The sequence below is a fragment of the Pseudalkalibacillus hwajinpoensis genome, assembly GCF_015234585.1.
Lineage (GTDB): Bacteria > Bacillota > Bacilli > Bacillales > Guptibacillaceae > Guptibacillus > Guptibacillus hwajinpoensis_B.
In genome coordinates this window covers 22,888-36,914 of record NZ_JADFCM010000004.1, presented here as the reverse complement: position 1 = coordinate 36,914, position 14,027 = coordinate 22,888, and the positions used below count along the sequence as shown (strand labels likewise).

The following is a 14,027-nucleotide window of genomic DNA, read 5'->3' as shown; positions in this document are numbered from 1 at the left end:
ATGTATTAGGGCTATGCTATACTAGGTAAATACATTTTGCCCCGGAGGTGGAAAGATGAAGGAATTCAAAGGAATTGGACATTATCGCGTAGGAGATCAAGTTGATCACTACTTATTAATTAAATCATCAGTAAAAGGTGTAGCAAGTAACGGAAAACCTTTCCTTACTTTAATTCTTCAAGATAAATCTGGAGATATTGAAGCAAAGCTCTGGGATGCTTCTCCAGACGATGAAGAAAGCTTTGATGCTCAGCAGATCATAAAGGTAAAAGGAGACGTGACAAGCTACCGTGGACGCAATCAGCTTAGAATCAAAGCGATACGTCTTGCAACAGACATGGATCAAGTCAAGGTGGGTGATTTCGTTGAAACGGCACCTCTTGAGGTGAACGAAATCATGGAGAAAGTGACGCAATATGTATTTGAAATGCGTAATCCAAACATTCAACGGATTACACGTCACCTTGTGAAAAAACACCAAAATGACTTTCTGACTTTTCCTGCAGCAACGAAAAATCACCATGAATTTGTGTCAGGATTATCCTATCATGTTGTTTCGATGCTTGATATTGCCAAGTCGTTAGCGAATCTTTATCCTTCTCTAGATACGGACCTGCTATATGGTGGGATAATCCTCCATGATCTTGGGAAAGTAGTCGAACTATCCGGATCCATTGCAGCAAGCTATACGAACGAAGGGAAATTACTTGGCCATATTTCTATCATGGTTAATGAAATCGGGCAGGCTGCAAAAGAATTAGAAATTGATGGTGAAGAAGTGATGCTTCTTCAACATCTTATCTTAAGTCATCATGGAAAAGCGGATTGGGGGAGTCCAAAACCTCCGATGATTCGTGAAGCAGAAATGCTGCATATGATTGATAATATTGATGCAAAAATGAATATGCTTGATAGAGCTCTTGATAAGGTAGAACCTGGCGAATTTACTGATCGAGTGTTTGCACTTGATAATCGTTCATTCTACAAGCCTAAAATGAGTACTTTTGATAGCTCGAAAAAATAAAACAGGCAAATCCAAGAGAAATGTGCTCTATGAGCCGTTTCTCTTTTTTATGGCCCTGTTAAGTTAATTGTAAGCGTATAAACAAGCCAAGTATCCATTCAGTTTATTAACTTAGCCTTAGGATGCATGCATAGTGGAGGAAGTACATGAGAATAAAAGATTGGGATCGGAATTTAAAGATACGGCTTTTGGGTGAAGGGATGATGAACATTCTTTTTTGGATGTTCTTCCCGTTTATGGCTATTTACTTTTCGGAGTCCTTTGGCAAAGGAATGGCCGGACTCTTACTTGTTTTATCACAGGTTGTTGCTGTTGTAGCTAACTTAGTAGGAGGATATTGTGCAGATCAGTATGGACGAAAGAAAATGATGTTTATCTCTGCAGTGGGTCAAGGACTCACATTTGTCGTATTTGCTTTTGCAAACTCCCCATGGCTTGTTTCACCAATGCTAACGTTCATTAGCTTCTCCATTCTTGGGGTATTTGGGTCATTGTATTGGCCGGCTAGTCACGCAATGGTGGCAGATGTTGTGGCGGAAAAAGATCGTAATACGGTTTTTGCCGTTTTCTATACAGCTTTAAATATTTCTGTTGTTGTAGGGCCAATATTAGGCGGTCTTTTTTTCTTTCAACATCGATTTTCTTTACTTCTTATCGCTTCTATTGTCAGTTTCGCCGTCGCGGCATTGATTGCAATCTACGTCCGTGAAACAGCACCAGAGAAAAGGGAAAAGAGTCTTGTTTCAGATTCATCTGTAAAATGGACAAGGTTTATTTGGGATCAGCTTCAAGATTATCGAATCATTGTTAAAGATAAAGTCTTTCTTTTATTTATACTTGCTGGAATACTAGTAGCACAAACGTTTATGCAGATGGACTTATTAATTGCCGTTTATTTGAGCGAAAAAGTACCTGACCAACCAGTGTTAACCTTCTTTAATACAGTAATTACGGCCGACGGAAATCGCATTTTTAGTTGGCTTATTTCGGAAAATGGGTTATTAGTTGCTCTATTAACAGTGTTTATGACGACTAAAATGAGTAAATTCAAAGAACGTAACGTCTTTATTTTCTCCTGCATGATTTATGCTGTCAGCATGATTTTATTTGGTCATGTAACATCTGTTTGGCTACTTGCCATTGCGATGCTTGTATTTACGATGGGAGAACTGATGGTTGTTGGTATTCAAGAGGGTTTTGTATCACGCCTGGCACCGGAAAATATGCGCGGGCAGTATTTTGCGGCTGCAAGTCTTCGCTTTACAATTGGAAGAACTCTTGCACCAGCTGCCATCCCGCTCACAGCTCTCCTAGGGTTTCAATGGACTTTCTATCTCATTAGTTTCCTTGCGATCATTGCGGGAGTTATCTATTATGTAATGTTTGATATGCGAAGTAAACAGGTAGCGTACGGGCAATCATAATTTTTCTAGGAGGAATAAATCACGATCTTTGCTCATAAATTGTAGTAATTAATGGAGCTTGTACGAAAGAAGGAAAGGAAGTGCTTTAGGTGAGAAAGAGTGTTCTTATACTTCTTGGATTTCTATTGATTCTTAGTCTATTTCAGCTTACAGAAGTGTCTTCAACGTTATCGGGAGTATTCTCTTCATTTCCCTGGTGGCTCTATTTTGTACTAGCAGGGATTGTTTACAGCGGCTATAAAACGATGCAATTAACGGCTGAAGAAAGAAAAATTGATCAGATCCATATTGAAGAAGAAGGAAGAGTATATGTGGAGAGAATGGAAGAGGAGCGGGAGCGGAGGAAGCAGCGTATAACAGAACACTAAATAAAAAAACGAAAGAGCTAATTTAGCTCTTTCGTTTTTTTATTTATTCATTTGATTCTTTGGACTCTTCTTCAGTGTTAGCACTGTCATCAGCTGATTCGTCAGCAGCTTCTTCGACTTTAAAGAGATCTTCAAACTGATCGTCTTTTACTTTAATATCAGATTCCTTAATAAGCTCATCGATTACAGTTGGAACATCTTTTGCGTTTTGTAGCATATATTGTTCTTCAACTTGTTCTTTAGCATCTTCAAACGGCATCACCGTTTTCTTCTTTAGCTTAATAATGTGATACCCAAATTGTGATTGAACGATATCACTTACTTCGCCTTCTTTCAATGCAAAGGCTGCTTCTTCAAACTCAGCAACCATGTCGCCTTTTTTGAAGACGCCAAGATCGCCACCGTTTTCAGCAGATCCATCTTTAGAGTACTCTTTGGCAAGCTCAGCGAAATCGCCGCCATCTTCCAATTTCTTTTGAACTTCTTTAGCAGTGTCTTCATCGTCAACTAGAATATGGCTCGCTTCTAGTTCAGTGAAAAGGTTTTTGTTTTCATCGTAGAATTCTTTTAGCTTCTCATCTGAAACTTCTACTCCCTCAGTTGCAGCTTTTTGAGCTAATAGCTGCTTACGTACATCAACTTTGAATTGTTCAATGTCTTTGTAACCATTTGATTGAAGGGCTTGTTCAAGTTGTTCATCGGTTTCAAAGTTTTCTTTGATTTTATCAAGTTCTGCATCGACTTCTTTATCGGATACATCATATTTATCTTCAAGAATTTTAGTTTGGACAAGGTCACTTAAAACTGCTTCACCAGATTGATCTTTTAACGCTTGATAGAACTCTTCCTTTGTAACATCTCCAGCACTTGTTTCGACTACGGCTTCTGAATTATCCGCAGAATCATTGCTACAAGCAGATATCGCGAGTAGGGCGATCAATGCAGAAAGCATTATGAACATTTTTTTCATCAAACATACACTCCTAAAGGGTTAGTTAAATTTAACAAAATTGTGATACAGTTAATACTATAGCATAGAAAGATAAGTGAAGTTAAATTCAATTGGAAATATGAGAAAAATTACACAAAACAGGCGAATTTTATGGGGAATTGATATAATAAAAGCGAGAAATCAGTGTGATTCCCTAACCGGGTTAAAACCACTAAAAAAAGATGAGGCATTTGGCCTCATCTTTTTCAATCGTTCGTTAGGTAATATGCTACCTATGATTCTAAGTGAATAAAACTTCTACATATGAAGAAATGAGCAAAATGGTAATAAGAACGTTAATGGTTCTAAATACATTAGGCTGTTTTTCTTCAGGAATGTTTTTCTTCAAGCATAGTGCATTTGTCATTGAATTAAATGTGACTAGAATGAAAGTCGCAAATAGGATGAAGAATATTCCAATCATGGTCATTTCAGTACCTCCCAGAGTCCAATTCGATAATTCGAAGAAATATATAACGGTTTACTTTAACTTATCTTTCAATCCGTAGTATCATGGAAAATATTCGTCCCATAAGGAGCTGTTCAAATGTTTAAAAACCGATGGAAGGCGGCCTTTATCATTCTCTTTGCTGCTGTCATTCTCATCTTCGCAGGAATAGTAGGATTCTATCAATACTATTTTCCTGAAAGTGAAATTGCCAAACTCTCAAATGAGAAAAACACAGAAGAACCTTTTGAAACAACTTTTTCCATCCAGATGAAAAAAGATGAATTGAACGAGATCATCAATCGAGAACTTGAAAAGTATAGCGAGAAACAGAAGAACATCGGTTATAATGTAAACCTTGATGAACTTGCAACTTTCCAGGGATATGTGACGATTTTTGATCGTAAAGTTGATTTTTTTCTTAAGTTTGAGCCACAGGTACAGCCAAATGGTGACCTTTTATTAAAAGAAAAATCTTTTCAAATTGGTTTGCTTGAACTCCCAAGTGATAAAGTTCTTTCTTTTATAAAAAAGCAGGCATCATTGCCGCCTGAAATAACAATTGATTCTGATGAAGGGACAATCTACATGGCTGTAAGCGAATTAGAATTGAAGAATGATATGAAACTAAGGGCTAAATCATTCGATCTTCCTAATGATGAAATTGTTTTCGATGCTTACTATCCTATTAATTAGTTCCTTGTCCTAATATTATTATGAAGGAAGTCTCATAAGAATTCAATACTGCTGACCTAGTGGCCAATCCAAAAGAACAGAGCGCTGAATTTCAGCGCTCTGTTTTTATTCTATTAGCCATGTTAATGAGCTCAAAATCGAGTAATCACTGTTGTATAGCTAATCTATTAGGGGCATCATATTTTATTCTTTCTCTCTGAAGTCGATTGTTTAATAGAGTGTCAGATTAGTTATTAAGAAGCCCGTTTAATAAGAATATGGAAACCTTCACTTCGATCCTCAACATAAGCATTCTTCGGTGCACGGAGCACCTGAGAAGCGTAAAGGAAGTCACTAAAGCTAAACCCAAGATTTATAGCTGCTAAGATCGAGAAAAACGATACATAAGCTGGCATATAAACTGACGCAATTATAGCTGCGGTCGTAATCAAAACCGCAGGTGCAAGTGCCGCAATTAAAAAGAGGTTACGTGAAATTGGGCTGCACGTTTCACAGCGCATCATCGGTACGATCACAAATCCTTTTTCTAATTTCATTGTTGCTTTTAATCCGGCTATTGTTAAAGGAAGCCAGTGTATTAGCTTATGAATAGGGAAAAGGACAGCTAAGGAACCGAGAAACGGTAAAATTGGTACGATCGCATGTTTTGTTGTCGGGTATAACATACTGAACACAAGATAAAACGCAATAAAGTATAATAAGGTTAACAGCATCGAGAAAATCGTTAATCGATGTGTACCGAATTCGCGATGTAGATAAATCGATTTCCAACAATTCATAAGAATCACCTGCTTCCGTAGCTTTCAATTTAGTTGATGTTTATTGAATACTCGTATACTGTACAGCGATTCTCGGAAGAAATCAACACGTTTTTTTAGAAAGAAATTAGTCAAAATTATTTTGACAAAATCAGCGCTTTTTCGCGCTGGATTAGTCTGGAAAATACATTTCAATTTAAAACCCGTTCCGTTAAACTATAAGTACTATTGATTGCACAGTAAGGAGTTAAGTCCGATGGAAGCTATCCACAAAAGATTAGATAAAATTGAATTTCATATGCGCCTACTTGCAAAGATGGAAGAGGAAGGAGACTATCCCTTTTATCGCCTTGTGATTGACAGAGGGCTGACAGAGTCAGAAGTGTCAGAAGTATATCAATTATGCGTAGAGGTGAACCAAAAAATGCATGAGCAGATCGAGGAGGGTCTCTTGAACCGTTCCACGTTGCTCACGCATTTTGTAGGAATGTTAAATATTAAATTGGAGCCTCTCGCAACCATTAAAGCACTGCAATCTCAAGAAGAGGCTTATAGAGAACTTATGGAGACGCTATTAAAAGTGTCGCCTTATCGTTAGAAAAGTTTGGAGCGCTCTTCATCATCTTGTTCAGTGAGTTCTCTAGAGAATTCACTTTCAAGCTTGGTGAAAGATTTTTGGAAGATTTCCATGAAGTCCTCACCATATAGTCCTTTAATGACACACATCATCTCAGTAAATTCAGGGAATTTACCGTATAGTTCTCTAATCGGCATGGAAGCTTTCAAAACACTATCTCTACTTGGTGAATAATGTTTCCATGTTTCCTGAAGCAGCTTCTCTCCCTTTTCGGTAAGCTGTACATATGTATTTCGCTTATCATTCTCTTTTTTTGAGAATGTGAGGAGAGACCTAGATTCAAGTTTTTTTGAAAAGTTAAACGCTGTTGAGACGTGCATAACGCCAAACTTCGCAATATCTGATATTGAAGAGCCGTCAAGATGATAAGCAATTGAAAGAATATGGTGCTCATTAATATTGAGATCGAATGGCTTGAGCCAATCTTGCCAATCTCGCTCAACAGATTTCCAAAGTGCTTTGCTTAATTGGCCAATTCGATGGCTAAAAATCATTGCTTCTTGAATAGAAATTTCCTGTTCTTCTTTCATAAATGCCCTCCTTTACAACTAGATGATTCAAGCTATATTAGAATATTGTTGATCTTCGGTAAAAAAACCGGCTATTTTGAAGCCGGACTGTTTACTTCTTCTTTGACTGTTTCAATCGTCTTCTGCATTTCCTCGACATCTGCCTTTAACCTAGTTAAATTCGGTTCAATATCCTGTTGAAATGAAGAGATGGATCGTTTAAGGTCAGCGGCTACTTCCTGAATAATTTCTTTGCCTTCTGAAGAAAGCTGTTTTACTTGAGCGGTCAGTTCGTTAAGATCACTTTTAAGCTTAGTAAATCCTTCCTTTATATCATCACTCTTCTCTTTAGCGTCAGTCATTAATTCTTTTCCGGATTTCGGAGTGGTTAAAAGTACAGAAGCAGCGGAAACTACCCCGCCTACTAAAAATCCTGTTAATAATGTTTTTGCTTTTCCCATGATGTTCATCCTTTCCTATCCAAATCCTTATACTTCTACTTAAAGACATTAGTTCGCCATCCCAGTCAAGAATCCTGCTTTCTCCTTTCATTAATTCGTTGTGGTTATGAAAGCAGTGGGCATCACATATACCTTTTAGTATACGCTAAGGTAAATGGAGGGGACGGGTATGGCTGGATTTATCTTTTTCCTTATTGCAGCTGGCAGTCTACTATTAACCGCAACAGTAAGCAGGCTGTTATTAATTAGAAAATATTCATTTCACAATGAACGAATGATCCGAAAGCAAAAAAGCGCCTACTTATTTGGTACGTTTGCGATTGTTTTCCTTGTGCTTGGGGTATCGATGGCCATGCTTATTTTCTAATGATGTCCTTTATTTTCCCCACGGCTTTCAACTTGCAAACATAAAAACGATATAAAAGGTTAGAATCACGCTCATTTGAGGTATCTTATAGAGAGAAGGGTATTTAAGGAGCGTGAAATAATGAATCGCATGATTAAAAGTGTTTTTAAGAGAATGACAAAGAAGGCAGTAACGGTTATGAAGGATAAAGACAAAATGAAGGATGTTTCAATCGAATCCTTGAAAAAGGGAGCCTTATACAATGGGCGTAAGGGTATGGATGAGATGTGGGTAGATGTGAAGACATTCTCGAGACTTGTCCAGGAATTTCGTAAAGGAAGTTATCGCGATATTTCAAAAAAATCAGTCGTTATGATTGTAGGAGCATTACTTTATTTTGTTAGTCCTATTGATGCGGTTCCTGATTTATTAGCGGGAGTCGGGCTTCTTGATGATGTAGCAGTAATAGGATTTGTTGCAAGTCAATTAAAGCATGAGTTAGAAAAGTTCCGAGAGTGGGAAACAGGAGTGAAAATATAAAAAAACGGCCAAATTGGCCGTTTTTTTGTGTTTATTTAGAAAGCGAAGCTAGTACGTTTAAGGATTGATTGTACAACTGGAAAGATTAGTACCATTGCAATGGTATTTACTACGGCCGTTGGAAGAACAACGGTAACAAACAGTCCAGTGAATGCGGCGCCACCAGGAAGTCCTGCAAAGATAAGAGCAGCTCCAAGGAATATAGCTCCACTGATCATCGTGCCGATTGCTGTTAAAATTCCAACTGTTACTAATGATTGGCCAAACCGCTGAACGAGTAAATAAAGACCAAAGAAAGCAAAAGCTGTCACAGGTTTATCAATCATGTTAGCAAGTTGTCCACCAGGGAATGTTGTCGTTGCAGCAGAGATAACTCCTGTCGCAAGTCCGAGTACAAGAACGCTTTTGCGCTCAGGAAATAGCAATATTCCTAGAAACATCATCGTAAGAAGCATATCGTTCTTCATTCCTGAAATTAACCCAGGTATAATTGCGTGTAGAATCGTTCCAATGCCGAGTAGTAAAGCCATGAGTACTAAATTTTTTGTTTTCATAAAGAAATCTCTCCTCTTCTCATCTCATTCTCCGTCAAAAGACGGTGTTCTCTCCATCAGTGCGCTATGTGCCTGCTGCGAAAGAACTAATTTTTTATATCATAACAAACGAATGTCCTATTGAAAAGTGTTAAATATTGTGTTTGTGATGGAATGTCTGCATAAAGTCACTTAATGCACGAACAGATTCAAGGGGAACAGCGTTATAGATGGAAGCACGACATCCTCCAACAGAGCGATGGCCCTTTAACCCAACAAAACCTTCTTCTGCCGCCTCATGTAGGAACAGTTCTTCAAGCTCTTTTCCTGGTAAATTGAAAGTTACATTCATTGATGAGCGACTTGCTGTTTCAGCTGTTCCACTATAAAAACCTTTACTACTATCAATCGTGTCATAGAGTAGCTTTGTTTTCTCAGCATTCATCTTTTCGATTTCCTTGATACCTCCCTTAGTCTTTGTCCATTCAAGAACAAGGGATAGCATATAGATCGCAAACGAAGGAGGGGTATTATAGAGCGACTTCTTATCAACGTGAGTACGATAGTCTAACATTGTTGGAAGTTGATCTGGGATGTTTTTGAGCATATCTTTCTTTAAGATGACTACAGTTACTCCTGCTGGACCAAGGTTTTTCTGAGCACCTGCATAAATAAGACCAAATTGGTCAATTGGAAGGGATCGACTTAATATATCGCTCGACATATCGGCAACGATAGGAGAATGGGTATGCTTGGGGAATTCCTTCCACTGGGTGCCATGTATTGTGTTGTTTGAAGTCAAGTGAACGTATGCATCTTTGTTACTGTATTGTAACGTGTCGAGCTCTGGTATACGTTTGAAATCATCTTGTTCACTACTCCCACCAACATACGTATCTCCTATTTTCTGAGCTTCTTTTAATGCTTTTTGGGACCAGCTTCCTGTAAGGAAATAATTACCTTGCTGACCAGTTTGAAGAAAATTCATTGGAATCATTGAGAATTGTAAACTTGCTCCGCCTTGAAGAAAAAGAACTTCATAGTCATCAGGGATGTGAAGAAGTTCTCTTAAAAGCTCATTGGCTCCATCATGGATTTTCTGATATTCTTTGCTACGATGACTAAATTCCATAATGGACATACCTTGCTGTTGATAATTGAGAAGTTCTGCTTGAGCATGATTAAGTACATCTTGAGGTAAGGCGGACGGGCCAGCATTAAAATTATAACGACGTTCCACTAATAGACACTCCTTTAGTAATGTAATGCGATGCCTCGATTTAACTTGTACTCATCCTATCATTAAAGGATTCGACGGTGCTATATTTTTTTCTAATCTTTTCGAATATTTCGTTCTATTGAAGCAGAAGCATTTGTTCTGCTTCATCATTTTGCTATTCTATATAGAAGTGAATGATAAGAAAGTGGTGTGAACTAATGTATCGAGAAAACAAACCAACTCATATCGGACCATACGATCATCCAGATATTTATCCTGGTCCACGACCAGCTTCATCTTTCCTATACCATAACGGGAAAGCACATCGAATTGATGAAGTTCAAAATATTCCAGTAGAGAAGCAAATTGTTCATTATGCAAGAGGGGAAGACGTGTCGGGTTCTCTTGCATTTGCAACGACAGAACAGTTTACAGTGGAAGAATTGCTGTTATCAGAAGGTTTATCTCCTATTGAAGAGCGAATCCCGCTTCTCGCATATGGATCGAATGTCTGTCTAGCACAGCTCAAATATAAGTTTAGTCTCAATCCTGATGTTAGTGATTTCATTCTCTATTATCGTGCAGAAATAAAGGATACAGACGTCATAGCAGGTTCCTTTCTAGCACCATATGGAGCACTTCCTGCTGTCATTGCCCCAGTTCAGGGAGCGAAGACAGAAGTGTGGGTTACATTTGTTGATCGTGAACAGCTAGAACTGTTAAATCGTACGGAAGGCGGTTATGTACTAAGAGAGCACCTTCATGGCAAGCTTACCCTTAAAACAGGGGAGAATTTCGAACGAGTTTACGCATACTATTACCCACACGGTTACATAAGAGAAGGTTCTTATGTACGATTTAAAGATATACCGGGGGAATCAAATCTCCCATCTATGTGGCAAGCAGATTTATTAAATGAGCTGAAGGCTATGGTCGGGTATGGAGGTCATAGAGAAGAGTTTATTCATGAATTAAGGTGGAATCCAGACTTACGAACAAAGATGTCAACGATGTTAAATGGATTAGATCAAACGTTTGATCATCCAGATTGGGTTGTTCCGAATGGCTTTTATACATTAAAAGAAATGAAACGAACCCAAATGAAAAGGAGACCATAAATGGTCTCCTTTTATGTATCAAGACAGTTTCAATAAGAATTAATGTGCGAACGAATCCCTTCAGCAAGGCGCTGTAACTTCTCCGCATCATAGTCATTTTCGTGTGTTTTCCATACCGCTCCGAATCCGTCCCCTTTACCGTAGCGTGGAATAAGGTGTAGATGATAATGAAAAACAGATTGTCCAGCAATCGCTTCATTATTGTTTAGAAGATTCATGCCTTCAGGAGTAAAGTTCGCTTTTAAAGCATTTGCTATTTCAGGAACTGCAGCAAAGAGCTTTGAAGCTGTCTCGGGATCAAGCTCGTAGATGTTTTGCTGATGTTTTTTTGGAATGACGAGGGTATGTCCTTCTGTTACTTGTGTAAGGTCTAGAAAGGCTAGAACGTCTTCATTTTCGTAAACTTTCGCAGATGGAATATCTCCGTTAATAATCTTACAGAATATGCAATCGGGTGAATGGCTCATGTTCATCATCCTTTCAATCTTTTCATATATCGTACCATAATTTTCATTAAGACCGCTTCTTTCTAATGTACTTACATATCTTGCAAACAAAATCCAATGATCAAACGAATTTTCTATATGATCTAAGAAATATTTATTTTTAAGAACAATTGGATTGGAACAAGAAAAGGCTCTGCCGGGGGTGCAGAGCCCTGAGTGCAACTTGTTTTAAGGGAAGACGCCACACTCACTATAAGGATGTTCTTAATATCAACGATCTATTCATGTATTGTGAGTTTTATTATCTCGATGATTGACTACTTAGGCTGGAAACTAAATCTATACTTAACTGAGTCAATAACAAAAGTTAAATAATATCAACGAGACTATAAAATGAAAAATGTCCTTTATGGAAAGTCTTCTGTGAAAAAGGTAAGATGTGGATAGGGGTAAGTGAGAAGGGTGCTGTACGAATCATTCAACTCATTGTTTCACGCTCCAATTGAAAGTTTGTTAAAATGTAAACAAATGACGCGAAATGAGAGGAACGCTATGACGAATTCAATTCTGGAAGTTAGCAATCTTACTGGTGGATACCAGGCGAATAAGCCTGTACTCCATGATCTTTCTCTTAATGTAAATTCAAATGAAATTGTTGGTCTCATTGGCCTTAATGGGGCTGGCAAAAGTACAACAATCAAACATATTCTTGGCTTACTTGACCCAATGAATGGTCGTATCCGCGTGGGTGGTACGAGCTTCTCTGAAAATAAAGATGGTTACCGTAAACAGTTTTCATATATACCTGAAACACCGTTGTTGTATGATGAGTTAACGCTTTGGGAGCACTTACAGCTGACAGCTCTAGCTTATGAATTAAGTGAAGAATGGAAAGAAAGAGCTGAAGCACTTCTTAAAGAGTTTCGGATGACTAATATGAAGAAGTGGTTTCCGGGTCATTTCTCTAAAGGGATGAGACAGAAGGTTATGATTATGTGTGCCTTTCTCGTAAAACCATCTCTTTATATCGTAGATGAGCCCTTTGTTGGTTTAGATCCTATTGGGATTCAGTCCTTTCTTGATATGATGCTGGAGATGAAAGAGGAAGGGGCAGGGGTATTAATGTCGACACATATTCTTTCAACAGCTGAAAGGTATTGCGATCGATTTATTATTCTGCACGATGGCCGAATAGTGATGTCAGGTACTATGACAGAATTACGGCATCAAATCGGCAACAAAGCTGCTACGCTCGATGATATCTATATTGAAGCGACCAGGAGTGGCAAATGATGCAGCTTGAGACGTTATGGAAAGAAAGGGCAGGAGCCTTTTGGAAAATTGCCCTGCGTTACTTCAGATTAATTGGTAATAGCAGCTTTTTGTTCACGCTTGTTCTTACCCTCATATTCGGGGCGTATTATTACAGTGAATTATTGAAAGTACTTCCTGAAACATTTCCTGGATTAGCGGTCATCACAGTCATTGCTGCAGTGACTGTGGTTCGAACGCCATTAAGGTTCTTTTTGTCAGAAGCCGATCTAGTATTTATGCTACCAGCGGAAAACCGTTTACACGGCTACTTTCGTAAATCTCTATTGTATAGTTTCGGCCTTCAAGTATTTATAACCGTTGTCGTTATGACGATTCTTGCACCTCTTTATCAGCACGAGATGTCTGCTGGAACGCCTTACTACGTGTTTGTGATTATTGTGCTGATTGCATTAAAGGGAGTTAACGTCATCATGAAGTGGATGGAACTCCACTTACCGGCTCACCAATCTTCCTGGCTTTATACAATGGTGCGTCTTTTTATTACAATGCTATTAACATACTTACTACTGGCGCAGGCATCATGGATTTTCGTAACGCTTACATGCCTCATACTTGTAGCGATTCTTTTTCTATTCTTTCTTCCGCTTCAACGTAAATATGCAATCAAATGGGAGAAGCTACTTGTGCTAGATGAACAACAAAGTATGAAGTTCTATCGAACAGCTAATTTATTTACGGATGTCCCTAAATTAAAACAGTCTGTGAAACAAAGGCGTACATTAAGTTCAATTGCTGAGAAACTTCTCCCAACAAATACTGTTTATGAGACGCTCTATCAAAAAGCATTCATTAGGAGTAATGAATATTTAGGTATCTATTTTAGGCTATGGCTTTTAGGACTCGTAGTGATCGCTTTTGTTCCTGGAGTTACAGGTAAAGTGATTGGGACTGCGCTCATTATTTATTTAACAGCTGTTCAACTTCGAACATTGTTCCCTCACTACCAGGCACATGTGATGGTAAAACTTTATCCACTGTCAGATAAAGAACAAGTAATAGCGTTTCGCGCCCTGCTAATTCGTTTACTAGGTGCACAAGCAGTTACTTTTGCTGTTCTTTCTTTTATTATTTCTTTTGACATTGTGTCGGCTGGTTTAATCCTTATTGGTGGGGCAGCCGCAGTTGCCGTAGCCACATCTCGAAACAGTACCGGGAAACAGAAGATTTAGTTGAC

18 protein-coding genes are annotated in these 14,027 nt (G+C 38.4%); 10 read left to right on the top strand and 8 right to left on the bottom strand.

What is annotated here, in order from left to right; genetic code table 11:
- Positions 1 to 55 precede the first annotated feature (55 nt).
- From yhaM to IQ283_RS09785, 3 genes are all read left to right on the top strand, one after another.
- Entirely contained in the window at positions 56 to 1,024 is a 969-nt protein-coding gene (gene yhaM / locus IQ283_RS09795) for a 3'-5' exoribonuclease YhaM (protein WP_194220010.1), read from the top strand.
- 146 nt (positions 1,025 to 1,170) lie between these two features.
- Positions 1,171 to 2,448 (top strand): MDR family MFS transporter, encoded by a 1,278-nt coding sequence (locus IQ283_RS09790; protein WP_194220009.1) that lies wholly within the window; start codon positions 1,171 to 1,173, stop codon positions 2,446 to 2,448.
- Positions 2,449 to 2,537: 89 nt separating this feature from the next.
- A complete protein-coding gene (locus IQ283_RS09785) occupies positions 2,538 to 2,816 on the top strand; it encodes a sporulation YhaL family protein (RefSeq protein WP_322098223.1) in 279 nt (92 codons plus the stop codon).
- A 43-nt stretch (positions 2,817 to 2,859) separates the two neighbouring features.
- Here IQ283_RS09785 and IQ283_RS09780 read toward each other — a convergent pair whose 3' ends face one another.
- Together IQ283_RS09780 and IQ283_RS09770 are read right to left on the bottom strand one after the other, a co-directional pair.
- Complete coding sequence (locus tag IQ283_RS09780; RefSeq protein WP_194220008.1) at positions 2,860 to 3,786, bottom strand: peptidylprolyl isomerase; 927 nt, start codon at positions 3,784 to 3,786, stop codon at positions 2,860 to 2,862.
- Positions 3,787 to 4,048: 262 nt separating this feature from the next.
- The gene (locus tag IQ283_RS09770) at positions 4,049 to 4,231 is read right to left on the bottom strand and encodes a hypothetical protein (protein ID WP_194220063.1); all 183 of its coding nucleotides are present in this window, start codon (positions 4,229 to 4,231) and stop codon (positions 4,049 to 4,051) included.
- Positions 4,232 to 4,354: 123 nt separating this feature from the next.
- Here IQ283_RS09770 and IQ283_RS09765 point away from each other — a divergent pair, with 123 nt between their 5' ends.
- Positions 4,355 to 4,951 carry a YpmS family protein gene (locus tag IQ283_RS09765; RefSeq protein WP_194220006.1) on the top strand — a complete coding sequence of 199 codons (597 nt, stop codon included), beginning with the start codon at positions 4,355 to 4,357 and terminating at the stop codon, positions 4,949 to 4,951.
- A gap of 233 nt (positions 4,952 to 5,184) precedes the next feature.
- Here IQ283_RS09765 and IQ283_RS09760 read toward each other — a convergent pair whose 3' ends face one another.
- Entirely contained in the window at positions 5,185 to 5,730 is a 546-nt protein-coding gene (locus IQ283_RS09760) for a DUF3267 domain-containing protein (protein ID WP_194220005.1), read from the bottom strand.
- Between the two features lie 235 nt (positions 5,731 to 5,965).
- On the opposite strand from IQ283_RS09760, the gene IQ283_RS09755 reads away from it, so the two are divergent.
- On the top strand, positions 5,966 to 6,307 hold the full coding sequence (locus IQ283_RS09755) for a DUF1878 family protein (protein WP_194220004.1): 342 nt from the start codon (positions 5,966 to 5,968) through the stop codon (positions 6,305 to 6,307).
- On the opposite strand, the gene IQ283_RS09750 is transcribed toward IQ283_RS09755, so the two are convergent.
- Both IQ283_RS09750 and IQ283_RS09745 read right to left on the bottom strand, forming a co-directional pair.
- A complete protein-coding gene (locus tag IQ283_RS09750) occupies positions 6,304 to 6,876 on the bottom strand; it encodes an HTH-type transcriptional regulator Hpr (RefSeq protein WP_194220003.1) in 573 nt (190 codons plus the stop codon). The two genes, IQ283_RS09755 and IQ283_RS09750, sit on opposite strands and share 4 nt — an antisense overlap.
- 71 nt (positions 6,877 to 6,947) lie before the next feature.
- Positions 6,948 to 7,316: a YtxH domain-containing protein gene (locus IQ283_RS09745; RefSeq protein ID WP_194220002.1), complete on the bottom strand. Its 369-nt coding sequence runs from the start codon at positions 7,314 to 7,316 to the stop codon at positions 6,948 to 6,950.
- A gap of 169 nt (positions 7,317 to 7,485) precedes the next feature.
- On the opposite strand from IQ283_RS09745, the gene IQ283_RS09740 reads away from it, so the two are divergent.
- Together IQ283_RS09740 and IQ283_RS09735 are read left to right on the top strand one after the other, a co-directional pair.
- Positions 7,486 to 7,683, top strand: coding sequence for a hypothetical protein (locus IQ283_RS09740; RefSeq protein WP_194220001.1), 198 nt, complete (start codon positions 7,486 to 7,488; stop codon positions 7,681 to 7,683).
- A 120-nt stretch (positions 7,684 to 7,803) separates the two neighbouring features.
- Complete coding sequence (locus IQ283_RS09735; protein WP_194220000.1) at positions 7,804 to 8,202, top strand: YkvA family protein; 399 nt, start codon at positions 7,804 to 7,806, stop codon at positions 8,200 to 8,202.
- Positions 8,203 to 8,237: 35 nt separating this feature from the next.
- On the opposite strand, the gene IQ283_RS09730 is transcribed toward IQ283_RS09735, so the two are convergent.
- Both IQ283_RS09730 and serC read right to left on the bottom strand, forming a co-directional pair.
- Positions 8,238 to 8,756 (bottom strand): tryptophan transporter, encoded by a 519-nt coding sequence (locus IQ283_RS09730; protein WP_194219999.1) that lies wholly within the window; start codon positions 8,754 to 8,756, stop codon positions 8,238 to 8,240.
- A gap of 130 nt (positions 8,757 to 8,886) precedes the next feature.
- Positions 8,887 to 9,975 (bottom strand): 3-phosphoserine/phosphohydroxythreonine transaminase, encoded by a 1,089-nt coding sequence (gene serC / locus IQ283_RS09725; protein ID WP_194219998.1) that lies wholly within the window; start codon positions 9,973 to 9,975, stop codon positions 8,887 to 8,889.
- 197 nt (positions 9,976 to 10,172) lie between these two features.
- On the opposite strand from serC, the gene IQ283_RS09720 reads away from it, so the two are divergent.
- The gene (locus IQ283_RS09720) at positions 10,173 to 11,072 is read left to right on the top strand and encodes a hypothetical protein (RefSeq protein ID WP_194219997.1); all 900 of its coding nucleotides are present in this window, start codon (positions 10,173 to 10,175) and stop codon (positions 11,070 to 11,072) included.
- 29 nt (positions 11,073 to 11,101) lie between these two features.
- Here IQ283_RS09720 and IQ283_RS09715 read toward each other — a convergent pair whose 3' ends face one another.
- The gene (locus IQ283_RS09715; protein WP_194219996.1) at positions 11,102 to 11,539 is read right to left on the bottom strand and encodes an HIT family protein; all 438 of its coding nucleotides are present in this window, start codon (positions 11,537 to 11,539) and stop codon (positions 11,102 to 11,104) included.
- Between the two features lie 531 nt (positions 11,540 to 12,070).
- Here IQ283_RS09715 and IQ283_RS09710 point away from each other — a divergent pair.
- Both IQ283_RS09710 and IQ283_RS09705 read left to right on the top strand, forming a co-directional pair.
- Positions 12,071 to 12,811 carry an ABC transporter ATP-binding protein gene (locus IQ283_RS09710; protein ID WP_194219995.1) on the top strand — a complete coding sequence of 247 codons (741 nt, stop codon included), beginning with the start codon at positions 12,071 to 12,073 and terminating at the stop codon, positions 12,809 to 12,811.
- Entirely contained in the window at positions 12,808 to 14,022 is a 1,215-nt protein-coding gene (locus tag IQ283_RS09705) for an ABC transporter permease (protein WP_206759455.1), read from the top strand. Before IQ283_RS09710 ends, IQ283_RS09705 begins: the two co-directional genes overlap by 4 nt.
- Positions 14,023 to 14,027 lie beyond the last annotated feature (5 nt).

Bases quoted from the DNA above. Each gene is read 5' to 3' on its own strand.
- yhaM (WP_194220010.1), top strand. From the start codon at position 56: ATGAAGGAATTCAAAGGAATTGGACATTATCGCGTAGGAGATCAAGTT.
- IQ283_RS09790 (WP_194220009.1), top strand. From the start codon at position 1,171: ATGAGAATAAAAGATTGGGATCGGAATTTAAAGATACGGCTTTTGGGT.
- IQ283_RS09780 (WP_194220008.1), bottom strand. From the start codon at position 3,786: ATGAAAAAAATGTTCATAATGCTTTCTGCATTGATCGCCCTACTCGCG.
- IQ283_RS09770 (WP_194220063.1), bottom strand. From the start codon at position 4,231: ATGATTGGAATATTCTTCATCCTATTTGCGACTTTCATTCTAGTCACA.
- IQ283_RS09765 (WP_194220006.1), top strand. From the start codon at position 4,355: ATGTTTAAAAACCGATGGAAGGCGGCCTTTATCATTCTCTTTGCTGCT.
- IQ283_RS09760 (WP_194220005.1), bottom strand. From the start codon at position 5,730: ATGAATTGTTGGAAATCGATTTATCTACATCGCGAATTCGGTACACAT.
- IQ283_RS09755 (WP_194220004.1), top strand. From the start codon at position 5,966: ATGGAAGCTATCCACAAAAGATTAGATAAAATTGAATTTCATATGCGC.
- IQ283_RS09750 (WP_194220003.1), bottom strand. From the start codon at position 6,876: ATGAAAGAAGAACAGGAAATTTCTATTCAAGAAGCAATGATTTTTAGC.
- IQ283_RS09745 (WP_194220002.1), bottom strand. From the start codon at position 7,316: ATGGGAAAAGCAAAAACATTATTAACAGGATTTTTAGTAGGCGGGGTA.
- IQ283_RS09740 (WP_194220001.1), top strand. From the start codon at position 7,486: ATGGCTGGATTTATCTTTTTCCTTATTGCAGCTGGCAGTCTACTATTA.
- IQ283_RS09735 (WP_194220000.1), top strand. From the start codon at position 7,804: ATGAATCGCATGATTAAAAGTGTTTTTAAGAGAATGACAAAGAAGGCA.
- IQ283_RS09730 (WP_194219999.1), bottom strand. From the start codon at position 8,756: ATGAAAACAAAAAATTTAGTACTCATGGCTTTACTACTCGGCATTGGA.
- IQ283_RS09720 (WP_194219997.1), top strand. From the start codon at position 10,173: ATGTATCGAGAAAACAAACCAACTCATATCGGACCATACGATCATCCA.
- IQ283_RS09715 (WP_194219996.1), bottom strand. From the start codon at position 11,539: ATGAGCCATTCACCCGATTGCATATTCTGTAAGATTATTAACGGAGAT.
- IQ283_RS09710 (WP_194219995.1), top strand. From the start codon at position 12,071: ATGACGAATTCAATTCTGGAAGTTAGCAATCTTACTGGTGGATACCAG.
- IQ283_RS09705 (WP_206759455.1), top strand. From the start codon at position 12,808: ATGATGCAGCTTGAGACGTTATGGAAAGAAAGGGCAGGAGCCTTTTGG.